The organism is Flavipsychrobacter sp., assembly GCA_041392855.1.
Taxonomy (GTDB): domain Bacteria; phylum Bacteroidota; class Bacteroidia; order Chitinophagales; family Chitinophagaceae; genus UBA5543.
Genome location: JAWKLD010000001.1, coordinates 2,670,497 through 2,694,120 on the forward strand (window position 1 = coordinate 2,670,497; position 23,624 = coordinate 2,694,120).

Genomic DNA, 23,624 nt, shown 5'->3' on the forward strand with positions numbered 1-23,624 from the left:
GCTATTTGTACTAATTTTAGCACATTCAGATAATCAATGAGCAATAAGAATAATTACGTCGCGATAATGGCGGGCGGTATCGGTAGTCGTTTTTGGCCGATCAGTAGAACAGCCCATCCAAAACAATTTATTGATATACTAGGTACAGGAAAGTCGCTGATACAGTGGACTTACCAAAGGTTTAAAAATATATGTCCGCAGGAGAATATATATTTTATTACCAACGCCACCTATATTGATACTTTAAAGGAGCAAATACCTGAGGTAAGCGATGCTAATATCATTAGCGAACCTTCTAGGAAAAACACAGCACCTTGTGCGGCATATTTTGCACATAAGATGATGTCGCTCAATCCTGATGCTAATATCATCTTATCTCCTGCCGACCACTTAATAATGGATGAGCGTGCTTTTGAACAAACTGCAGCAGATGCGTTGGAGTTTGTATCGAAGAATAAAGCATTGCTAACATTGGGTATAAAACCTACACGCCCTGATACGGGATATGGTTATATACAATATGACGAGGAGGAATCGATAGATAAAGTATATAAGGTAAAAACATTTACAGAAAAGCCATCTTTAGAATTGGCAAGAACATTCTTGAAGAGTGGAGACTTCTTGTGGAACTCCGGCATATTTGTATGGAATGTAAAAACCATCATGGAAGCCTTAGAAAAGCTGATGCCTGAAATGAACGAGGTTTTTCTACAAGCTACTGATGCTTACAATACGCCGAGTGAATATGCGGTGTTGAGTGAATTATATTCTCAATGCACCAATATCTCTATAGACTATGGTATTATGGAGAAAGCAAAGAATGTATATGTTATCCCATCTTATTTTGGTTGGTGCGATTTGGGTACTTGGGAGTCTGCTTATGAAAACTCTGAAAAAGACTATCTGGGTAATGCGGTACATGGTAACAATGTGATGATAGTAGATGCAACAGAGTGTATGATAAAAGCACCCAAGGATAAGCTGGTAGTAGTGCAGGGCTTGGAAAACTGTATAATAGTTGATACCGATGATGTACTGCTTATATGCGAGCGTAACAGAGAGCAACAAATAAAAGAATACGTAGCCGAGATAAAAAGAAATAAAGGAGACAAATATCTATGATAAAACTGCAGCCAAAACATTCAGTTACGGGAACAAATATTTTCAGTGTAATGAGTGCTTTGGCGGCAAAGCATAATGCTATCAATTTATCTCAGGGCTTCCCCGATTTTCCTATCGATGAGCAATTAGGTGCTTTGATGTACAAGGCGGTACAGTCGGGCTACAATCAATATGCACCTATGGCAGGTTTGCCCATGCTGCGCGAAGCAATAGCAGGTGACCTGAAAAAACGTTATCAGCTTACTGTTGATCCTGATACAGAAATTACTGTAACGCCCGGCGCTACTTATGGTATCTATACCGTCTTTGCTGCAATAATCGAAAAAGGGGATCAGGTCATAGTACTAGAGCCTGCTTATGATAGTTATATTCCTAATATAGAATCTTGCGGTGGAGAAGTGATTACCGTTCCACTTACAGCACCAACATTCACTGTAGATTGGGACAGGGTAAAGGCTGCCATAACGGCTAAGACCAAAGCTATAATCGTAAACACGCCACACAACCCTACAGGCGCCACATGGCAAAAGGAAGACTGGGATAAGCTGGCAGAAGTAGTAAGGGATACCGATATCATAATCCTGTCGGATGAAGTATATGAGCAATTAAGCTTTGACAATAAACCACACTATACTGTAATGCACCATGCAGAACTGAAAGCAAGAAGTTTTGCTATCTATTCTTTTGGTAAGGTATTTAATAATACGGGTTGGAAAATGGGCTATGTGGTTGCGCCCAAGGTGCTGACGAATGCTTTTAGAAGCCTGCATCAGTTCTTATGCTTTTCTGTAAACACTCCGTCCCAATATGCCATAGCGCAGTATTTGACACAGCCTGTTTTGCCAAACGTAACAGGCATTATGCAGTCTAAAAGAGACTATTTCCTCAATCTGCTCAAAGAGACACCTTTTACCGTACACGCACCATCGGGAGGAAGTTATTTTCAAACAGTATCGTATGAGCAAATAAGCGATAAGGGAGATATGGAGTTTGCACAATGGCTAACAGAAAACTATGGTGTGGCTACCATACCCGTAAGTGCTTTTTATAAGAATAAACAAGACGATAAGATCATTCGTTTCTGCTTTGCTAAAAAGGAAGAGACACTACAAGCAGCAATAGAAAAGCTGAAACCATTGCTAGCTATTGCAAAATAATATACTCGTACACTAGTTTGGCAATAAGCGCCAATACCGTAATAATAAAGAAGACCCGCACAAATGCACTCCCCTTTTTTATAGCCAGGTGAGACCCTATGTAATTGCCTAACATATTGGCGAGTGCTAATGGTAAAGCTACCGACCATATTACTGCCCCCCTTATTATGAAAAAACTTAAGGCAGCAATGTTGGTCACTACATTAATGATCTTTGCATGGCCTGATGCTTGTAAAAAGTTTTTCCCGAATAGTAGAATGAATGCAAAAACGAGGAAGCTTCCTGTGCCGGGACCGATAAGCCCATCGTACAAGCCTATAACACTACCAATGGTAATAGTATAAAAGTAATGCTGTGTTTTGCTAAGCTTTTTAAGCTGTTCTGTCTTTCCCAATTCTTTCTTGAAAACAGTATAAAGTAGCATACCGATAAGTACTACTATGAGTATGGGTACAAAGTTTTCTTTCTCGAAATAGCTTACCAGCAATGCTCCGCAAAAAGAGCTGATAAAAGCAGAGATGATTATGGGGAGCAGAAACTTTAAACTGATGTTAGTTTTCTTCTTGTATTGCACGGCAGATACCGTTGTGCCTAAAAAGTTAGCTGTTTTATTGGTAGCCAATGTTTGTAATAAGCTCAACTCAGGCATGAGTAGAAACATAGCAGGTAGTTGAATCAAGCCACCGCCGCCAACTACCGCCTCAACAAAACCTGCCAGAAATGCAAATATGGATAATGCTATGAGCATTACCCAAAATACATATTACCCGCTAATTAGTAAGTAATAGTTTGCTCTTCAATATTTTCCGGCAACTGACGGAATTCGTATTGTTGATTTCTAAGCTGGGCTTGGAAGCCAGCTTCATTGATAGCATCTTGTATGCCTTTATAAGTAAACCTGTGAGGAGCACCCGCCGCACTAACAACATTTTCTTCGATCATGATAGAACCAAAATCGTTAGCACCGGCGTGTAAGCACATTTGAGCAACATCCTTACCAACAGTTAACCAAGAAGCTTGTATGTTTTTGATGTTTGGTAGCATGATACGGCTCAAAGCTATCATTCTAATATATTCCTCTGCGGTAGTGAGGTTTTTAGTGCCTCTTATGCGTTTTAGCATGGTATCTACATCTTGGAACGTCCAAGGTATAAAGGCAATGAAGCCTTTGGCATCTTCAGGTTTCTTCGCTTGTACCTCTCTTAGTTTTACAAGGTGCTCAAAACGTTCTAAAACAGTTTCTACATGTCCGAACATCATGGTTGCACTGGTAGTAAGACCTACTTTATGTGCTTCGTGCATAATATCCAGCCACTCTTGAGCGCCGCATTTTCCCTTGGATATAAGTCTGCGTACCCTGTCGTTCAATATTTCTGCACCTGGCCCCGGCATACTATCCATGCCCGCTTCTTTAAGCGCGGTAAGAGCTGTAGTATAATTTACTCCTGACACTTTGCATATATGAGCTACTTCGGGCGGTCCTAAAGCATGTAGTTTAAGCGTAGGATATAACTTCTTTAGTTGTTTGAAAAGGTCGGTATAATAGTCCAATCCTAGCTCAGGGTGATGGCCTCCTTGTAGTAGCAACTGCTCGCCACCGTAGCGGAAGGTCTCTTCAATTTTTACTTTATAGGTTTCTATGTCAGTAATGTAGGCCTCTTCGTGCCCGGGTATGCGGTAGAAATTGCAAAACTTACAATTGGCAATACAAACATTGGTAGTGTTCATATTACGGTCTATTATCCAAGTTACTTTGTTGTGCGGTACTTGCTTTTTTCTGAGCTCATTTGCCAGATACATCAACTCGGTCAACGGTGCGTTTTCAAATAAAAAAACACCTTCTTCAGCAGTTAAAAAGTCAAATTGTAACGCTCTCTCGTAAAGTTGGGATAATACCATCGTCTTATTATTCTAAAATGTTCTACAAAATTAACGTAAAACAATCGCCTGGCATAGCTTTTTATAGCTATATCAATAAGTAGTATTGTAGCTTTTTTTATTTACTTTGCCGATGTATGGAAATGAAGATTCTTACACTTTTTGGAGAGGAAGTGGTGCCGGAGAAAAAACCAGCTGCCAAGAAGCCTGCTGCAAAAAAGAAAGTAGTTGAAGAGGAGGTACCCCAGCAAGAGGCTAAAACAAATATTCTAGAAGGCTGGGCTGGGGATAAGCAATATTATACCATAGGAGAGGTGGCCAAACTGTTCAAAGTACGTACCTCCAATATTCGTTTTTGGACCAAAGAGTTTGCGCTGAAAGTGCGTACGACCAGAAAGGGCGACCGTTTATATACTCCCGACCAAGTGCGAGAGATACAAACCATCTACTATTTAGTAAAAGAAAAGGGGTACACCATCAATGGTGCCAAGGGCAGGCTGAAATCGAAGAAAAAAATTGGTACAGAACACATTGAACTTAAAGAATCATTGCAGCAACTAAGAAACAAGCTGGTTCAGATAAAGAAACGTTTATAGAATATGAAAAGATTATTAGTAGCACTAGCTGTAATGATAACTATGCAAGCGTCAGGTCAATATAATTTGGATGTTACCGTTGATAATGAGACGGGAGATATAGTGTATAGAGGTGAATGTACCTTTAAGGATCTAAGTAGCGAGCAGGCTTTCACTTGGTTGCGTACTGGAGTAGGCCATTATAATCCTGACAGAGCATCGGTAACCTATCTGGAGCGCCATCTGAAAGACTATAATATTGTGGTATTGATGGGAACTTGGTGTGAGGACTCTCATAAGATGCTACCGCAGATATACAAGCTGTTACGCATTACACAATATCCTATGAGCCAGTACAAAATGTATGGACTGGACTTGAACAAGCAAGGATATCTTGACGAGCACGAAAAATATAAAGTAGAAAATGTACCTACAGTTATACTTTTCAATAAAGGTAAAGAAGTAGGAAGGGTTGTAGAAACAGCAAAAGTTAGTCTGGAAGCAGACTTGAAAGACATAATAAAGAAGCACAAAGAGGGTTGATCCTTCCCTTTTTAACAATAGCTATAAAACATAATACTAATATGGAATTACCAGAACATATTTCCATTGATATACTTAGAACGTTAGACGTTGACCAGCTTGAGCTATCGAAGGAGGCAGCAAGCAGAATAAATACAAATAGAGCATACCTAGACAATATATTGGCAAGTGGCAAAACCTTTTATGGTATCAATACAGGGTTTGGCTCATTGTGCAATGTGCGTATTGAGGATAATGAATTAGCTCAATTACAAGAAAACCTAGTACGCTCACATGCCGCAGGCATGGGAGATGAAGTGCCTGAGGATGTAGTAAGGTTGATGCTATTATTGAAAGTACATGGCTTAAGTCAAGGTTATAGTGGTGTACGTACCGTATTAGTAGAGCGCCTTATTGAGTTTTATAATCTAAAAATTCATCCCGTTGTTTTCCAGCTGGGTTCTTTAGGTGCTTCAGGAGACTTAGCACCACTTGCACATTTATCGTTACCGATATTTGGTGCAGGAAAAGTAAGGTATAAGGGGGAAGTAAGACCAGCTATGGATGTGCTGCAAGAAAATGGTTTAGCACCTTTGCCACTTACTGCAAAAGAAGGGTTGGCGTTGTTGAACGGTACTCAGTTCATGAGTAGTTATGCAGTATGGTGTTTAGTGCAAGCCAAAAAACTATCAGCATGGGCAGACCTGATAGGTGCTGTGTCTGCAGATGCCTTCATGGCCAAGAGCGAACCGTTTAACCATCCGATACATAGAGTAAGACCTCATAACGGGCAGATAAATACAGCAAAGGACCTATTGGCATTATTAGCCGATAGCGAAATTCAAGCACTACCAAAAGAGCAGGTGCAAGACCCTTACTCTTTCAGGTGTATGCCACAAGTGCATGGAGCTACAAAAGATGTAATAGACAATGTAGCAGCAATAGTAGATACCGAGATCAATTCTGTAACGGATAATCCTATCGTGTTTCATGATGAAGATGCCATCTATAGCGGTGGTAACTTCCACGGGCAGCCATTGGCATTGAATTTGGACTTTTTGGCAATTGCCATGTCTGAGTTGGCTAATATTTCGGAACGAAGAATGTACCTACTAGTTAGTGGACAGAGAAACTTACCTCCATTCTTAGCACCGAAGGCAGGTCTTAATAGCGGCTTTATGATAGCCCAGTATGCGGCGGCAGCTATTGTAAGCCAAAACAAACAATTGTGTACACCCGCATCGGCAGATAGTATAATCAGTAGTAACGGACAGGAAGACCATGTGAGTATGGGTGCCAATGCTGCTACTAAAATGTATAAAGTAATACAGAATGTACAGCGTGTATTAGGGGTAGAATTGCTAACCGCTATGCAAGCCTTAGACATGCGTCGTCCTAAAAAATCATCACCTATCATTGAGAAGCTATATGCTGACTTTAGAAAAGAAGTAAGTTTTATGGCTGAGGATAGACTGCTACATGATGATATGATCAAGGCAGAAAGGTTCTTAGATACTGACCCTGAAAAATGGATCCGATAATGAGCTTCCCTCCTAAGTCTTACATCGTTTACCAGTGTTATGGTAGTAAGGAAATTTTTGATGAGTGCATCTTTTCCTTAATTACCTTCTCTAGTTTTCATAAAAAAGAAGACTTAGCCAACTTAGAGATATGGATATATACGGATCGTCCTGAACGTTTTGAAGCGTTAAAAGACTGTTGGTTGCCACTGCATTACAGAACGATAGATAAATCATTATTAGCACAATGGCGCGGTGAAATAGATTTTGTTCACCGTGTGAAAATTGAAGTGCTAAGAGATTTTACAAAAGAGAGGGAAGGGAATGTTTTATACTTGGATACAGATGTCACATTCTTAAAATCGATAAGTACTGTGTTTGATGGTATAGCCCAAGGGAAAAGATACATGCATGTGATGGAAGGAGCTATAGAGAGTGAGCGTAGTGTAGTAATAAAAAAGTTGAAGAAATACCTGACTAAGAAACCTGAAGTAAAAGTAGGAGACAAGAAAATAAAGGTATCGCTAGATACAGAGATGTGGAACGCTGGTGTTCTTGGTTTTAAAATAGGTACTGTGGTATTAGAAGAGGTATTGTCCTTCACTGATCATTTACATAAAAAATACCCTAAGCATATAGTAGAGCAATTTGCGTTCTCCTATTTCTTTCAGCAGCAGCAAGATGTAAAAACAACAGGCGCATACATTCTTCATTATTGGAACTTTAAAAGTTTACGATTGCTGTTAGCCTCTTTCTTAGCCCACTTCAATAACGCTACTTGGGATGAGCTGATACAGTATAGCCAACTGGTACAAATACCTGCAGAGATGCAAATACGTACCAACTACCTAGAGTATAGAAGCCATAAAGATCATTTGGTAAATAAGAAGTGGATGCCAGTAATCCCTGACTGGGAGCATTTACTGAAGCAGCTTTAAAATATCATCTACCGCTTTTTGATTGTTAGGGTGGTTGATACTGTTCAATATGTCTTTACGCTCTCTTGTGGTTAAGTGAAAGTTGAGTGCCGCCATATTGCTTTTTTTCTCAGGGATATATTGTAGCGTTACATAGTGTAGTTTGCTTTTTAGAAAGTTAGGGGCATAATCTTTTACATATTCCTGCTGATAGGATTGAAAAGGCTCCCATTTGTTTTGTATAGCAAACACAGGGTCTATTATCATGCTACCTAAAGTTTTCATAGACGATGGCGGAAATATTTCATAGTCCTTGGTATCGCGTATTTGTAGGTAAACCACATTGTCGACATTTTCATTGATCCAGTCTCGCATGGTATATAGATACCTGCTGATCAACTCTACCCCAAAGTTGTCTCTTAGTCCTATATCCATAATATTCATTCTGGGTTCGGAAGGTAGTTTTACAACAGGTAGTATTAACGGGAAAGTAGCGTTCATTCTTAAGGCGCTGGTAAGCCTTAGGTTATAAGGATTTCTATTTTGAAAAAAGGTAGCAAAATCTACAGCATCAATAGGCGGGTTTTTACTGTTTTTGTGTGCATGCTCTGAATGGGTGAGGTAACTAATAGGTTGTGCACCCATCATTAGCTTTCTGCCATCGTTGATGATAGTACCATTCACGATCATCATGGGTATTAGTCCTTTTGCTTCATTGGTTTTATAGTTGCCCAGCTTGGTGTCGAGTACCCCTTCTGTATTGTGGATCATCTCTTGCTCCATAGCATAGCCTCTATCTTTGGTATAAGAGTAGCCTGCAAGAGATATTTTATTAAAGGGTGAAATGAGATCTACACTGGCAAAGGAAAATACAATAGCGTTCAATAGATCACTGCCAATATTATCTTGATATCTGGTGTTGTAAACAGAATTTATTTTTCCTGCTATATAAGCACTATGCAGCTCTCTCCAATAGGCAGCGCCTATCATCCCGCCTGATGCTCCTGTAAGTAAAACCGTATTATTGAAAAGCTGCCCTCTGCTGAGGCTGTCAATATGTTGTAGCGTTTTAAACGTCCAGTATGCAGAACGAGAACCACCGCCACTTACACTAATGACCACTAAAGTGCGTTTGTCTTTTTTCGCTCCGTTTGCCTTCCAATTGTTCAGTCGGTTGAATTCTTTGTTACGGTCTTGCTCGTACTTTTCGGTAGAAAATGCCTTCTTTAAGCTATTATAATTGTAGGTAGGTATCGCTTCGGTTTTGGTGGTGTAGTCTAGTCCATATGCCCTACTACGCAAATCGAACATGCCTTGTTTTACCATTAGGGAAATAAGCACTGTTATCATTATCCAGCCCAGTACCTCCCAGCTTCTTAAAAAGTATTTCATAGAACCCACCATGCCCATGATGATGGAAAAGAGCAATAGAAAGCTGGCGCTTGCGGGTACTCTAAATTTCGGATTTTCCATAAATATGCCAAACAGCAGTAGCGTAGTTATAGCAAATATGGTGGCGGTAATAGCATTTCGGTGGTGCTTTCTAAGGACTGTATTGAGTAGTCTAGGATGGTATCGTTCTACTTCTGCCAATTTTTTAATAGCAAGCCCACCACTTAGAAAACTATCTGCACGGATGATATCCATTTCGTAGTCGAGGCTATCATAAGGTATGATCTCCTTTATTCTTCCGGGATTGGTAAATCGAGAAAGAACAGTTTTTAATAGATCTCTACTTACACGAAAGAAGTAAGCAAAAGAGATAATGATAATTATAGCGAGGCCTAAGTAAAAGCCCAGCTGATATATTAATATATCTGAAAATGAAGCCTCTTCATTTTTGATCAAAAACCTAATACCTATAACAGAATAGGCTATGAGAAAAGATAAAGGGAGAAATGAATTGTTGATGCAGTATTTGATGAACGAATATCGTATAGCTCCCATAAAAGGTATACGGTGACTATGGATAATAAAGGTAGTAATATGCCAAGCCATGATAAATACACCTACTGCACCACCCATAAGTGCCATACTCAGAAAGCTGGTTTCGCCTAAATATTCAGGTGTAAGGAAGATCGTTGCTGCTCCGAAAGAAGAGGCTAAGCCTCCGGTAATAATGGAGAACAAGGCTACCCAAAAAACGAGCAATAATTGATACTTACGAAAATGCAGTAGTAATAACTGCACCGGCAAGAATCTATATATTGCTTTGAGTTTTTCGCGCATAAAAAGTAAATGTAACCTTTTATAATTTACGAAAATTATCGCTGAATATTGTCAGTGTACTGCTTCTTTTCAGTAAGGTTTAGGCCTTGCGTAATGGCTTTACAATATATAGCGCTACAATAAGAGACATCAACAAGAACATAGCCACTAGCTGATGTGCTTGAGCTAGAAGCTCATATTGGCCAAACTGTCCAAAGGTGATCTTGGGCGCACTAATTACAGTTATTATTCCCAAAATTACTTGCACCCACACTAAGGCGAATGGCCACCAACGAGCAGTATACAGTTTGCTGGTCTTCTCTTTTAGCGCAGCTTTGGTAGCAGAGCCAAACCATAATATAATAGTGGTGAATAGGAAGTAGGCTAGCTGCCGGTGAATAAACTGCACATTGATATGGTTGTTCACTATGCTTTGTGTAAACAGATAGTCGGGTACCCACATGCCATTAATGCTAGGCCAAGTAGGTGCACTCATAGCAGCTTTTAGTCCTGCCATGAAAGCGCCGTATACCAGCTGCACAGCAAGAATTACAATATTGATCAGAGTGAAGTTTCTGAGTTTGGTATTATGTATAACTTTCTCTTTGGGTATTAAAAGTTTTAGTGCAAACCACAAAGTATAGCAAAGTAGTAGTAGGGCGGCCATGAAGTGCAGTGCCAATTTGATATGATTGACATATAGGTCTGTATCATTTAGTCCACTGGCTACCATTATCCACCCAATAAGCCCTTGAGCAGCACCTAAGAGAAATAGTATCACGAAAGGGATAACCATATCCCTGTCAAAGTATCGCCTGATAAGGAAGTAGATAAAGCCAATGGCAAATACTACACCCAGTAATCTTGCCCATAAGCGGTGGAACCACTCCCAAAAGAAAATGAATTTAAAATCGTCGAGTACAAAATGGCTATTCATGTATTTGTACTGGGCTATTTGTTTGTATTGCTCAAAAGCCTGTGTCCATTCTTGTTCGCTCATAGGAGGTAGTGCACCCATGATCGGTTTCCACTCGGTAATAGATAATCCTGAACCTGTAAGTCTGGTAATGCCACCTAGCAGTACTTGTATTATAATCATGAATACGCCTGCCAGTAGCCAATAAGCGACAGCCTTTTTCTTCTTATTATCTTGCACTTACATTAAAATTTGCTCAAAAATAAGGCACAAAACACTCAGAATCGATATAATTCGACAATAGTGTGTCAAATGTTATTAGGATTACCGATTAAGTATTATATTGTATCTACATTATATTAATTTCAATTAATAAGAATTTTTGTGTAATTTTTCACACATGTAAAAAATGCACTTATATAACATGGTGCAAATGGTGTGTGTAGATGTGGTTAGTAAACGTTATTTGATTTAATATGATAAAGACAAGCCGCGCTACACTTCTATTGCATAGCTCACAACTAAAAACTGTAGTTATAGAAAACACTTTTAGAAGTTATAGAAGGGGCGACTCTTCAATCGTAAATGAAAAAACCAATCTGTTATGAGAAAAGCTGATGTTGTTAGTAGCATAGCTGAAAAGACAGGAATACCTAAAGTAGATATTCTTGTGGCTCTCGAAGCCTTTTTTAAAGAAGTTAAAACCTCTCTTGTAGAAGGGGAACCTGTTTATGTAAGAGGTTTTGGTAGCTTTATTCTGAAGAAAAGGGCTGCAAAAGTGGGCAGAAACATTAAAAAGAACATAGCAGTAGAAATACCGGAACACTATATACCTGCCTTTAAGCCTGCAAAAGAGTTTGTACAATCAGTTAAAGACTCTACAGACGCGCTGTTGGAAAAAGAGAAAAATGGTTCTCTTAATAACGAATAGCACCATCTGCCACTCTTATTCGTTACCTTTGCGCAACTAAATTCAATCAATTGCGTAAAATTCACTATATCTCAATAGTTGCAGCACTTGCCCTCATTGCTGTGCTATATTGGGGCGTTAATACCAAGCCTATTAAAGATGCTGATGCTGCAAAGCCAATGGCGAATGCGGAAGCAAGTGGCGCTGCACCTACAGCAGCTTCTTTCGATTCTATAAAGTTGGCTTCGATACAGCTATTGCCAGCACATGCTGTAGAAGAAATAAAAGCACTGGAGCAGCAAGCTACAGAAGAGCAAGATAACAGCCAAAAAGCTAGTCTATATGGTAGTATAGCACAGCTTTGGCAAGAACATAAACAAATGCCTGTAGCTGCATATTATTATGCTGAGGAAGGGAAATTGGAAAGTTCAGAAAAAAAGCTCAACTTTGCAGGCCAATTATTTTTGAGCATCATGCACAACCTGCAAGATCCGTCTATGCAGATATGGGCAGCAGAGCAAGGAATTAGTTGTTTAGAAAGGTCTTTGGAGATAAATCCTGATAACGATACTACTAAAATAGCATTAGCATCAGGCTATGTAGACGGAACAGCACAACCCATGAAAGGGATACAGCTGTTGCTAGGCATTACAAGAGAGGAGCCCGACAATGTGGCTGCTAATTTAATGCTGGGTAAAATGTCTATACGCTCTGCACAATATCAAAAAGCCCTGGGGCGCTTTGAGACGGTGTTAAAAAAAGAACCTAATAATACAGAAGCAATGTATATGCTAGCAGTAGTATATAAGGAGCTAGGAAGAAAAGAAGAAGCGATAGAACTATTGGAGAAGTGTAAGAAAAACGTAGACAATCCTGAGTTCACAGCAGATATTGATGCGTTTATAAAAACATTCAAATAACTTTAAATAATTACTGATTATGCCTTGTGGTAAAAAAAGAAAAAGACATAAAATAGCTACGCATAAGCGTAAAAAGCGTCTTAGAAAAAACCGTCATAAGAAGAAGAAATAAAAACCTAATTGGTTATTTATTAACCATTTGCGTATTCTTTTTTTAGACTTCTTTTAATAAAATCCTTACAGCTCCCTGTAGTGTTACGTATGCTGCCTGGAGGTGTAAGGTTTTGTTGTTAGCATGCCTGAGCATTATTGCTGCACATTCCTGTGCAACAATTTACTTCATCTAAGTAAGGGGTAGGAAAGGAAAATTGACGGTAGCATGAACAAAGAACTTATTATTAATACTTCTGATAATGGTGTTGAAATAGCATTGTTAGAAGATAAGAAGCTTGTAGAGCTTCATATCGAAGAAGGGCAAAATGAATTTGCCGTCGGAGATTTGTACCTGGGCAAGGTCAAAAAACTGATGCCTGGTCTTAACGCTGCTTTTGTAGATGTTGGGTACGAGAAAGATGCTTTTCTACACTATACAGATCTTAGTCCTTATTTCAGATCATTATTAAAATTCTCAAAATTGTCCCTGGATGGAAACACACCTTGGGGCAGCAATTTTGGAGCATTTAAAAATGAGCCCGAGATACTTAAAACAGGTAAGATAACAGAGGTTTTCAACCAAAAACCTGAAATTTTAGTTCAAATACTAAAAGAACCCATATCTGCTAAAGGACCTAGACTAAGTTGCGAAATATCTTTACCCGGTAGGTTTGTAGTAATGACACCATTTAATAATGTGGTGGCAATTTCTCGAAAAATACATTCTGCAGACGAGCGTAAGCGATTGCAAAAAATTGTAGAAGCTATCAAGCCGAAAAATTTCGGTGTAATAGTACGTACTGCAGCTGAAGGCAAGAATACTGCTGAACTTCACACAGACATGCTGGAACTGGCAAATATGTGGAAGTCGATACAAGAGAATCTCAAAGGTGCACACGCACCTAAAATAATATTGAGTGAGCAAGATAAAGCCACCTCAATATTAAGAGATTTGTTGAGTGATAGTTTTCAAGGGATAGTAGTAAACGATAAGAAACTACTTAATGAGACCAAAGACTATATAGCACGTATTGCCCCAGAGCAAGAGAAAATAGTGTCTTATCACAGTGGTAATAACAGCTTGTTTGACCAATATGGTATTACAAAACAAGTAAAAGCTTCTTTTGGTAAGACAGTAAATCTTAACAGTGGTGCGTATCTAATCATAGAGCATACTGAGGCGCTACACGTAGTAGACGTAAATAGTGGTACACGTAGTGCAGAGCATGGGCAAGAGCAAAATGCCTTGATCACTAACTTGGAGGCTGCTGAAGAGATCGCCAGACAAATGCGCTTGCGAGATCTTGGTGGTATCATTATCATCGACTTTATAGACATGAAGTTGGCTGATAATAAAAAGAAAGTGTTGGAAGAGTTGGAAAAGCATATGGCTCACGATAGGGCAAGGCATACAATATTGCCGATCTCTAAGTTTGGCTTGATGCAGATAACACGCCAACGCTTACGCCCTGAAATTAATATCAGCACTTCTGAGGTTTGCCCTTCTTGTGCAGGTACTGGAAAGATAGGTCCTTCTATTCTTATTGCCGATGATATTGAAAAAGATCTGAAGTATCTTATCAATCAAGGGCATAGAAGCTTGGAGCTACGTGTGCATCCTGTAATAGAAGCTTACCTGACGAAAGGTGGTTTCTTCAAGAAATCTATATTGGCCAAGTGGAATGCTAAACACAAACTGAAATTGAAAGTGGTTATTGATAATAATACTGCTATCACACAATATCAGTTTTACGATAGAAAAACCGAAGACATTATAAAGATGTAATAAAAAAGGAACCTAATAGGTTCCTTTTTTATTAGTGGGTGTATCTTCTATTTATTAGTTGATGTTGATATAACGAACATTAGCTTCCTCTTTTACGAAAGCGTATTGCTTACCATTCTTAGTAATTAGGTCAATTTTTACAGGAAGTATCTCTAAAATTGCTGTATTGTCAGATACTGTAGCCAAGTTGCTCAGTTCAGAAGAAGTAACTGTAATGCTACCTGCATTTGTTGCATAGCCTTTGATAAAGCTATTGCTACCCGATGCTATAAATACATATACTGAGTCAGCATTTTTTACATTACCTGAGTTGAAAGTAAGTGTAAGGCCACTAGACTTAGTTATAGATTTAGGCATAGTTCCAGTATACTTAGGGAAAGTAGAACCGTGATTGTAGGTAAAAGCAGATACGCTTCCTGCACCAGAAACATCCCAGCTAGCCCCGCTGCTTAAACCAAGATCACTTGGAGTTTGTCCTGTTGTTGCTGTTTTGGTATAAGAGTTATTAGAGTTCTTATCAAGAGCATTGCTGTTTAGCTTTACAGTACCAGCATCTACAATTGTGCTAGAACCTGTGCTAGAATACATGCTTGCTACGCCAACTTCTGATACCACATCGATTGTGAAACCGGCTTGTTCTATTTTGAAATTCATTTTAATAGCAGCCAAAACACCATCCACATTGTTTTGCGTAGGTACTTGAGGTGTTGGGCCCGTGTTTGTTGTAGGTGTCGTTGGTGTTGTTGGTACTACATCTTCTTTTTTAACACAAGATGCCATAAGTAGTGCACAAAATGCAGGTACTAATAGATAAGATAGCTTTCTCATTTTCATAAAGTTTTATGTTATAAATATTCCTAAGGCGGAATTATTTTCTATCACAAAGCTACTGAGGTGATGGAGCTAAATAAATACACTATAGTTTGTATTTAAATATCCGTGCTAGTACGGATACACAACAAAACTATTTATACAAGATTTTTACTCAGGGCATATTTTAATAAACCCACAATAGTTTTATTACTTGTTTTCCGTAGCATGTTTTTACGGTGAGTTTCTACAGTTCGTTCGCTAATAAATAAGGTTTCAGCTATTTGTGCGTTACTGTATTCTTCAGCTATTAGTTTTAATATCTCTAATTCTCGAGCGGTTAGTTTAGGCTCTTCAGGTTCTTCAAGCTTTTTCTGTTGTTGAATGGCCATAGTAGTTATGCGCTCAGAAACTTCTGAGGAGAAATATAGTTTTCCTTCATTGACTACTTTAATGGCTTCTATAAGTTCTTTGTCATTTACATTTTTAAGTAGATAGCCAGATACCCCAGCCTCTATCATTTCCATAATATGGCCGGCATCGTCATACATAGATAAGGTGATCACTTGTATGTCAGGGTAGAATTCTTTTATTTTTTGGGTGACCTCTTTACCATTAAGACCTGGCATGTTAATGTCTACCAGGGCAACATTAGGCTGTGTTTTAGAAAGATTGTCGAACAGGTCTTGACCATTGTCGTAAGCAGCTACTACATTGATATGCTTATACTTTTGTAGCATAGCTTTTAAACCATCTAATAGGATGTGATGGTCATCTGCGATGACTATTTTTATTTCGCTCATAAAAGCGTGGGGTGCGTTCCTATACAAGATAAGGCAAAAATTATGGAAATTATAGTGTCTGAAATTATGATTCTGTCACTTCTTTTTCCATTGTGCTAAGCATGCTGTTTAAAAACTGGTATACAGCATCCATGTCTTGCATGCGACTGGCTACTAGCATGAAGTTTTTTCCAACCTGTTTCAGCTTAGCATTATTGGTTCTGGTTTGTATATAGGTAAGTATATGATTGAAGGCAGCCGATTGGAAATAAGCAGACTCCGGATCGCTAATAAAATATAACCTCAGTTGTTCTTTCTTTAAGATCAATTTTTCAAAACCAAGCTCAATAGCAATACTACGGCAACGTATAGTGGTAAATAATTCAGTCACTTCTTGAGGAATAGGGCCAAAACGGTCTTTCAGCTCTTCTGCAAATTGTTGTAGTTTTTCCTCATCTTCAATATCATCTAGCTGAGTGTATAGAGATAAACGCTCTGTGATACTTTCTACATAAGTTTCAGGAATAAGTATCTCAAGATCGGTATCAATAGTACAGTCGTTGACAAACTCATTTTTGCGTTCCATCTCTTCAGAGAAAACTTCTTTGAAGTCTGTACTCTTCAATTCTCTGATAGCTTCATTGAGTATTTTCTGGTACATCTCAAAACCTATGTCTGAGATAAAACCACTTTGCTCGCCACCTAATAAATTACCTGCACCACGTATATCCAAGTCGCGCATAGCTATTTGGAAACCACTACCCAGTTCATTGAATTGTTCTAATGTTTCTAATCGCTTACGGCTATCGTTAGGCAGTGTAAGCATAGATGGAGCCATCAGGTAGCAGAATGCTTTTTTGTTGCTGCGTCCTACACGTCCACGTAGTTGGTGTAGATCACTCAATCCAAATTGGTGTGCATTGTTGATGATAATGGTGTTGGCATTTGGAATGTCAACACCGCTCTCTACTATATTAGTACAGCAGAGTACATCATATTTATGGTCTATAAAATCAAAAAGTGCTTCTTCCAGTTTATGTCCTTCCAGCTGTCCGTGCGCCATGCCTATTTCTAAGTCAGGACACAATCCGCGTAGCAGGGTCACCATCTCGGGCAAGCTTTGTACTCTGTTGTGTATGAAATATACTTGGCCGCCGCGTTCTGTTTCGTAATAGATAGCATCGCGTATCGCATACTCATCAAATGTCAAGACTTCAGTATGTACCGGCTGACGATTTGGTGGTGGCGTGTTCATGATACTCAAGTCGCGCGCACTCATGAGGGAGAATTGCAGCGTTCTTGGTATCGGTGTTGCCGTAAGAGTGAGGGTATCTACATTGGCGCGTAGCTCACGTATTTTTTCTTTTGCCGCTACCCCAAATTTTTGTTCCTCATCTATTATCAGTAGTCCTATGTCTTTAAATTTAACCGACTTGCCTAATAAACCGTGTGTGCCAATAATGATATCTATCTCCCCATCTTCCAGTTTCTTTAGCGTTTCCTTTTTTTGCTTCGCAGTTTTGAAACGATTGACATAATCGACTGTGCAAGGGAAATCGCTTAGTCTTTCTTTGAACGTTTGATAATGCTGAAAAGCTAAGATAGTTGTAGGTACTAATACGGCTACCTGTTTGCTATCTGCTACTGCTTTGAACGCAGCACGTATGGCTACTTCTGTTTTACCAAAGCCCACATCGCCACACACCAGCCTATCCATAGGCGATGGCTTTTCCATGTCGCGCTTTACATCTTCGGTGGCCTTACTTTGGTCAGGAGTGTCTTCATAAAAGAAAGATGCTTCTAGCTCTGTTTGCATATAGCTATCGGGCGCAAAGGCAAACCCTTGTGAGGCTTTACGTTTGGCATATAGCTTTATAAGGTCAGTAGCTATTTCTTTTACCTGCTTCTTTGTCTTATTCTTTAGCTTGCTCCACGCCTCACTACCTAGCTTGTTTACCTTAGGTTTGGTACCTTCTTTACCTGTGAACTTGCTGATCTTATGCAAGGAGTTGATGTTCACATACAGTACATCATTATCGCGGTAGATGATGCGTACGGCTTCCTGCATGTTGCCATTCACCTCTATTTTTTGTAAGCCGCTGTATGTGCCCACACCATGGTCTATGTGTGTCACAAAATCGCCGGGTTGCAATTCGCGTAGTGCACGAAGGGTTAAAGCCTTCCCTTTGGTATAGGCCTGCTTAACCTTGTATTTATGATAACGTTGGAATATCTGATGGTCGGTATAGCACAGTACTTTTTTATCATGGTCTATAAAGCCATGACTAATAGCCGTAGGTATAGGCACAAAGTTGATCTGTGCATCCAAGTCTTCAAATATGCTGCGTAGTCGTTCTGTTTGTTTTGGGTTCTCGGCAAAGATATAAGCCGTGTATTTATCTGCTGTACGTTTTTTAAGGTCGCTGATGAGCAACTCAAATTGACGATTAAACACAGGCTGCTCTTCTGTAGCAAAGTTGATAGCCGTGCTAATTTCGTCCCCCGTTATTTTTTCCAGCGAATGATTGTACCATTCTATCAAATGTCTTTTTAGCAAAAGGCTTTTCCAAGTCTCTTGCGTTTCAAAGTCATCTTTGCTAAGCTGTTTTATCCAAGATTCTTCCCTATCAATAGCTACATCACTTACTTCAATTTGTTCAGGAAGTTCCTCTTCCATTTTGCCAATACAGCCAATGGTGTAGTTAAAGTCCTTAGCCCATATTGTAGTATTGGCGGGTAAGAATTCTAGCAGTGATACTTTTTCTGTTTCGTCAATGTTAGACTCTACATTGGGCAGTATTGAAACCTGTAACAATTTTCTTTCCGATAATTGTGTTTCAGGATTGAAGATGCGTATGCTATCTACCTCATCGCCAAACAACTCGATACGATAAGGATGTTCATTACCAAAAGAATAGATATCCAATATGCCGCCACGCATGGCAAACTGCCCGGGTTGATAAACAAAGTCTTCTCTATGAAAACCTAGTTTCACAAACTGGTCCATCAACTGGTCTACCTTAAGGTTCTCACCTACTTTTATGTTGATGATATTCTTAGATAAGGTATTAGGGTTCACTACTTTTTCAAATAGTGCTTCAGGATAGGTGACCAGTACCTTCTTATGGGTACTTGCTTTGCTGAATTTGGTCAATGCTTCGGTACGTAGCATGACGTGGCTGCTGTTCAACTCTTTATAGCTACCTGTACGCTTGAACGAATCAGGGAAGAAGCAAATATCCAATGCTCCTGTGAGGTGCTCAATATCATTATGGAAATAAGCCGCCTCTTCCTTATCGTTGAGAATGAACACATGGTTGACATCAGAAAGTTGCCATATGCTAGTTCCTATAAAGTTGATAGAAGATCCTCTGAGGTTGTCTAAATAGATCCTTTGCGAGGGGGTGGGCATTGAGATGCCGGCCGCTATTTGTTTTAAGCGGATATCATTCTGATACAAACCCTGCAGCACTTGCAAATTCATCGGGATGCAAAAGTAAGGTAATCTAAGTTCTTACCAGACGTATTACTAAGAATTAATTGTTACTACTGTATTGATATTAACTATAGATTGTAATCTTCTGGTATGTTGGTTAATTTTGTAAATAGTTTGTCTACAAAAGAGTTGATATGAAGAAGTATGCACTATTATTATTAGCGGTTATCACCTTTGCGGCGTGTAAGAATACTTGGCCTGACGAGTATAAAGACTTGTTTCACCAAGCTTGTATGGAAATAGAAATGGAAGGTAGTATTAGTGAGGCAAAAGCTAAAAAGATATGCGACTGCCGTACGGACAAAGTGATAGAGAAGTACCCCGATTTTAAAGAGGTTATGGAAAATATTATTGAAGTGACGAACGACCCAGAGCTAAAAGAGTGTGAGGGCGAAGCCGAATAACTTCACCCACACGCCCACGCAATAATGCTTTAGTTCATAAATGTAGTATTGTTCTTCGCCGCTTTGCGAAGCAGTATGCTGGCACGGTAGCGGTCTTCACCATAGTTGGTATATAGCTCGTCTAAGATAGACAGTGTTTTTGTTGCTGTCCATTCATCGCACCATGCTAAAAGCCCTTTAGGGTAATTCACCCCTTTGGTCATGGCTAGTTCCAAGTCTTCTGCACTGGCAATATTCAAGTGTAGTGCGTCTACCGCTTCGTTGACGAGCATGGCTACTACTCGTTCTACTATCTGCCTACCCAAAGTTTCATCCTTGTTAGGTTGTGGTTGCTCCACACCTTCGGCATAGTTGTAAAAACCGCGTCCTGTTTTTCTGCCCAGCCAGCCTGCTTCCAGCAAACGCTTTTGAGAGAAAGATGGTTTGTAACGAGGGTCGTAGAAGAACGATTGGAATACCGTTTCGGTCACTACATAGTTTACATCATGACCGATATAGTCCGTCAACGTAAATGGCCCCATGCGGAAGCTACCTAGTTCTGTCAATGCCCAGTCAATAGTTGGTATATCTGCCAAGCCTTCTTCGTAGATGCGTATTGCCTCGCCATAGAAAGGGCGTGCCACACGGTTCACGATAAAGCCCGGTGTATCTTTAGTAATTACCGGTACTTTCTTCCAGTCGCTCATCAAAGCTTTAGCTTCTGCAACAATAGTAGCATCTGTCTGTACCGCAGGTACTATCTCTACTAGTGCCATTAGCGGAGCGGGGTTGAAGAAGTGTAGCCCCAATACACGCTCTGCCTTAGTACAAGCAGCAGCTATAGAAGTAACTGATAGGGAAGAGGTATTGCTCGCTAATACACAATCAGCACTCACAACAGTCTCTACATCAGCAAATACTTTTTTCTTAATGTCCAGATTTTCAATAATAGCTTCTATCACCAAGCCACAATCTTTGAAAGCAGCTAAATTATTAGCATAAGTGTATTTGGAAGTGATGCTTTCTACACTGTCTATTTTACCTTTTTCTACCAAGCGGGCTAGTACTTTTTCTAATGCGGCTTTTGACTTATCCAACGCCGCACTATTGGTATCGAATAATACTACCTGATGACCTGCCATAGCCGCTACTTGTGCTATACCACTACCCATAGCGCCCGCACCTATTACCCCTACTATTGTTTCTTTTGAAAATCTACTCATGATGCTGCGAAAATAGTGATTTACTTTTAGTCAATGATTGCTGTGTCAGACTAAATATGACAAGGTTGCAAAAAGTGAAGTGTTTTATGTAAGTTCATATTCTAAATTTAGAAATAAATACTATATCACATGGAAACAACACAAGCATTGCTATTCGATTTAAGTGAAAAAAATATACTTGAAGAGTTTTATGAACTAATAGAAAAGCATAGAACGGCAAATTCAAAGTTTAGTCTTGGCAATTTCTACGATATATTAGAAGAATTTGATCGACAATATCAAGATTTTAATGTTAATAGTGACCCTGTTTCAAAGGAAATTGTAAATAAATACCTTGTCCAATCTTTATTCCCCTTTTTAGTAATGTTTAAATATACTGGCTTTTCGGACAGGCCTATATTTTACGCATTTAAGAGATTTATACATTGGTTTTCATTTTTGTTATCTAAATCAGATAACATAAAAAGCGAATTTTTTTACAGAAAGAATATTATAGAAAATTTCCCAACACTTTGGGGTGGTCAACTTTCAAACTACATAAGTAAGCATACTGAAAAAGTAAATTTTAACATAAATACACCCTCCCAATATGATGAACTTTACTATATCATATTGCATGAAGAGGACGATATATCCTACGAGTTAGGGACATTAAAAAACAAGAGAAAGAAACCTATTGAGGAGTGGTATATTTTTAGTAAAGAGTTTACAAAAACTAAAATAAAATGGGATGAAAAGAGGTATAGATTTGTAGAAATTGAAGAAACATATGAAATGTATTTAGATTTTGAAATAAGTGTTAAGGATAATAGAGCAGATGTACTAAGCGTTATTCTTTTTAAAATCATATCGAGTTTAGCATCAGTACACAATGTAAAGATTGAGTTTGAAAAAATATCAGTTGGTAGTTTAATTGGAAGGGTAAGAATATATCTAAAGGATTTATTGGCAAAAGAAGAAACTAAAGCAATTTTAGAGACTACAAAAGAGTCCCTTGTTTCAGCTACAACATTTGGCAAAGTATCATATTCTAATATAAAAAAGCAAACAGCAGAAACTGAAAAGATTAGGAAAGAAAGAGACTTATTGGATAAGGAAATAAGAAGTCTACCTAATGAAACTGAAAGCAAAATTATAAATGCTATTAACCTAGAAAAGAAAGTGTTGGAAAATGAAAAACTTAGAAATGAAATAATAGATCAAAAAATAGAACAGATATATAAGCTGTCGAACTTAGTGGAAAGCGGAATATTAGAAGCAGATGACATAAAAATTAATATAAATGAAATTCAATACCTATTAAAACAAGGTGATAATCTGCTCCCATCAGAGGTTGATATCGATGATATTACATAAATTTTTTTCCTCACCTATCATGAAACCCTTTCCCAGACATGATTTTAGGAATGCACTTTTCAATTCTTGAGATGCGAGTTTTGGACTGCTTAGGTGCAGAAAAGTGTAGTATGTACCCGCGCTGTCTGCCTGGTGTCAGGGCTTCAAAAGCTGCTTTTAGTTTTGCATCTTTATCCATCATGGCTTGCAGCTCCTCGGGTATGGGGTCTTGCTCTTTTTTAAGCGCTACTTTCAGCCCTGCTTTTTCTATTTCTATGGCTTCGTAGATATAGGCTTTTATAGTGGCCTCTTGCGCTACTATATCCTTAGCATTGGTGTATTTGATAAGGCGTACTGCCTGTGAGTTTTCGCCAGGTGCAGATAATATCTGTTCTGTATCGTTGAGCAGTGCCCCTTTGAAAAAGCTGATGCAGGCAAAGTCTTTAAAGCAGGTGACAAATAGTACATTATTGCCGTTGTATGTATAGCAAGGTTGTCCCCATTTGATTTCTTCTGTGAGTCCACAGCTGAGTACCAGCTTTCTTAATAGCTTTAATTCCTTTTGCCATGTTTTTACCTTGCACTCAAGTGTGCCAAATAAGGAGCAGCGTCCACAGCCGTCAATAAAATAGGTTTCTATATCTTTTGTCATCGCCATACGACAGCAAGATAACGATATGTTTAGTTAAACTGTATTCTGCCGGTTTGCGTTTTCATTTTATCCGCTTTATAGGTGTAGAAGTACACACCACGTTGAACGGTATCGATGGACCAATGAATCAGGCTGCTATCATTGGTTCTGAATAATTGTATCACATCCCCTATTGTATTTTTGATGATTACCTCACCATGTTTATGCTTGTCTGCAGTTTTGGTGGCATCAAAAACAATATAGGTTGTGGCAGGGTTTGGGTACACTAAAATTTGTTCTGCCTTCTTTTTAGCACATGCTGCGAAAAGAATGATGATCATTGACCAGAGGCTTAGGGAATATAGAGGCTTGCTCATTTGTTTTAAGTTAATAGTTGTTAGCAGCAGAGATAACGTAATTATAGTCTAAATATTATTTGC

21 protein-coding genes are annotated in these 23,624 nt (G+C 38.9%); 11 read left to right on the forward strand and 10 right to left on the reverse strand.

Going from position 1 to position 23,624, the window contains the following annotated elements; all coding sequences use genetic code 11:
- Window positions 1–36 precede the first annotated feature (36 nt).
- Window positions 37–1,122: a mannose-1-phosphate guanylyltransferase gene (locus R2800_12315; GenBank protein MEZ5017832.1), complete on the forward strand. Its 1,086-nt coding sequence runs from the start codon at window positions 37–39 to the stop codon at window positions 1,120–1,122.
- Window positions 1,119–2,279: a methionine aminotransferase gene (locus tag R2800_12320; GenBank protein MEZ5017833.1), complete on the forward strand. Its 1,161-nt coding sequence runs from the start codon at window positions 1,119–1,121 to the stop codon at window positions 2,277–2,279. The genes R2800_12315 and R2800_12320 overlap by 4 nt, the downstream gene beginning before the upstream one ends.
- Here R2800_12320 and R2800_12325 read toward each other — a convergent pair.
- Window positions 2,266–3,027, reverse strand: coding sequence for a TSUP family transporter (locus R2800_12325; protein MEZ5017834.1), 762 nt, complete (start codon window positions 3,025–3,027; stop codon window positions 2,266–2,268). The two genes, R2800_12320 and R2800_12325, sit on opposite strands and share 14 nt — an antisense overlap.
- Before the next feature lie 26 nt (window positions 3,028–3,053).
- Complete coding sequence (gene mqnC, locus R2800_12330; protein MEZ5017835.1) at window positions 3,054–4,178, reverse strand: cyclic dehypoxanthinyl futalosine synthase; 1,125 nt, start codon at window positions 4,176–4,178, stop codon at window positions 3,054–3,056.
- Between the two features lie 116 nt (window positions 4,179–4,294).
- Between mqnC and R2800_12335 the strand changes: the two genes are divergently transcribed.
- Genes R2800_12335 through R2800_12350 form a run of 4 tightly spaced genes read left to right on the forward strand, consistent with a single transcriptional unit; the run spans window position 4,295 to window position 7,712 of the window.
- The gene (locus R2800_12335) at window positions 4,295–4,753 is read left to right on the forward strand and encodes a MerR family transcriptional regulator (protein MEZ5017836.1); all 459 of its coding nucleotides are present in this window, start codon (window positions 4,295–4,297) and stop codon (window positions 4,751–4,753) included.
- Window positions 4,754–4,756: 3 nt separating this feature from the next.
- Complete coding sequence (locus tag R2800_12340) at window positions 4,757–5,275, forward strand: thioredoxin family protein (GenBank protein MEZ5017837.1); 519 nt, start codon at window positions 4,757–4,759, stop codon at window positions 5,273–5,275.
- A gap of 41 nt (window positions 5,276–5,316) precedes the next feature.
- Complete coding sequence (hutH, locus tag R2800_12345) at window positions 5,317–6,795, forward strand: histidine ammonia-lyase (protein ID MEZ5017838.1); 1,479 nt, start codon at window positions 5,317–5,319, stop codon at window positions 6,793–6,795.
- Complete coding sequence (locus R2800_12350; protein ID MEZ5017839.1) at window positions 6,783–7,712, forward strand: hypothetical protein; 930 nt, start codon at window positions 6,783–6,785, stop codon at window positions 7,710–7,712. Before hutH ends, R2800_12350 begins: the two co-directional genes overlap by 13 nt.
- On the opposite strand, the gene R2800_12355 is transcribed toward R2800_12350, so the two are convergent.
- Entirely contained in the window at window positions 7,695–9,920 is a 2,226-nt protein-coding gene (locus R2800_12355; GenBank protein MEZ5017840.1) for a hypothetical protein, read from the reverse strand. The two genes, R2800_12350 and R2800_12355, sit on opposite strands and share 18 nt — an antisense overlap.
- A 79-nt stretch (window positions 9,921–9,999) precedes the next feature.
- Window positions 10,000–11,055, reverse strand: coding sequence for a COX15/CtaA family protein (locus R2800_12360; GenBank protein MEZ5017841.1), 1,056 nt, complete (start codon window positions 11,053–11,055; stop codon window positions 10,000–10,002).
- Window positions 11,056–11,419: 364 nt separating this feature from the next.
- Here R2800_12360 and R2800_12365 point away from each other — a divergent pair, with 364 nt between their 5' ends.
- The 3 genes from R2800_12365 (at window position 11,420) to R2800_12375 (ending at window position 14,524) form a co-directional block, all read left to right on the forward strand.
- Window positions 11,420–11,746, forward strand: coding sequence for an HU family DNA-binding protein (locus R2800_12365; GenBank protein MEZ5017842.1), 327 nt, complete (start codon window positions 11,420–11,422; stop codon window positions 11,744–11,746).
- A 50-nt stretch (window positions 11,747–11,796) separates the two neighbouring features.
- Window positions 11,797–12,645, forward strand: a complete 849-nt coding sequence (locus tag R2800_12370; GenBank protein ID MEZ5017843.1) for a tetratricopeptide repeat protein — start codon at window positions 11,797–11,799, stop codon at window positions 12,643–12,645.
- 319 nt (window positions 12,646–12,964) lie between these two features.
- Window positions 12,965–14,524 (forward strand): Rne/Rng family ribonuclease, encoded by a 1,560-nt coding sequence (locus R2800_12375; GenBank protein ID MEZ5017844.1) that lies wholly within the window; start codon window positions 12,965–12,967, stop codon window positions 14,522–14,524.
- A 54-nt stretch (window positions 14,525–14,578) separates the two neighbouring features.
- Here R2800_12375 and R2800_12380 read toward each other — a convergent pair whose 3' ends face one another.
- The 3 genes from R2800_12380 to mfd form a co-directional block, all read right to left on the reverse strand.
- Entirely contained in the window at window positions 14,579–15,352 is a 774-nt protein-coding gene (locus tag R2800_12380; GenBank protein ID MEZ5017845.1) for a hypothetical protein, read from the reverse strand.
- A gap of 140 nt (window positions 15,353–15,492) precedes the next feature.
- On the reverse strand, window positions 15,493–16,137 hold the full coding sequence (locus R2800_12385) for a response regulator transcription factor (GenBank protein ID MEZ5017846.1): 645 nt from the start codon (window positions 16,135–16,137) through the stop codon (window positions 15,493–15,495).
- Window positions 16,138–16,201: 64 nt separating this feature from the next.
- Window positions 16,202–19,600, reverse strand: coding sequence for a transcription-repair coupling factor (mfd, locus tag R2800_12390; protein ID MEZ5017847.1), 3,399 nt, complete (start codon window positions 19,598–19,600; stop codon window positions 16,202–16,204).
- Window positions 19,601–19,746: 146 nt separating this feature from the next.
- On the opposite strand from mfd, the gene R2800_12395 reads away from it, so the two are divergent.
- Window positions 19,747–20,016: a hypothetical protein gene (locus R2800_12395; GenBank protein MEZ5017848.1), complete on the forward strand. Its 270-nt coding sequence runs from the start codon at window positions 19,747–19,749 to the stop codon at window positions 20,014–20,016.
- A 29-nt stretch (window positions 20,017–20,045) separates the two neighbouring features.
- On the opposite strand, the gene R2800_12400 is transcribed toward R2800_12395, so the two are convergent.
- On the reverse strand, window positions 20,046–21,218 hold the full coding sequence (locus R2800_12400) for a 3-hydroxyacyl-CoA dehydrogenase NAD-binding domain-containing protein (GenBank protein ID MEZ5017849.1): 1,173 nt from the start codon (window positions 21,216–21,218) through the stop codon (window positions 20,046–20,048).
- Window positions 21,219–21,347: 129 nt separating this feature from the next.
- Between R2800_12400 and R2800_12405 the strand changes: the two genes are divergently transcribed.
- Window positions 21,348–22,574 carry a hypothetical protein gene (locus R2800_12405; GenBank protein MEZ5017850.1) on the forward strand — a complete coding sequence of 409 codons (1,227 nt, stop codon included), beginning with the start codon at window positions 21,348–21,350 and terminating at the stop codon, window positions 22,572–22,574.
- 10 nt (window positions 22,575–22,584) lie between these two features.
- On the opposite strand, the gene R2800_12410 is transcribed toward R2800_12405, so the two are convergent.
- Together R2800_12410 and R2800_12415 are read right to left on the reverse strand one after the other, a co-directional pair.
- Window positions 22,585–23,211 carry a YdeI/OmpD-associated family protein gene (locus R2800_12410; protein ID MEZ5017851.1) on the reverse strand — a complete coding sequence of 209 codons (627 nt, stop codon included), beginning with the start codon at window positions 23,209–23,211 and terminating at the stop codon, window positions 22,585–22,587.
- Between the two features lie 23 nt (window positions 23,212–23,234).
- Complete coding sequence (locus R2800_12415; protein ID MEZ5017852.1) at window positions 23,235–23,561, reverse strand: T9SS type A sorting domain-containing protein; 327 nt, start codon at window positions 23,559–23,561, stop codon at window positions 23,235–23,237.
- Between the last annotated feature and the right edge of the window lie 63 nt (window positions 23,562–23,624).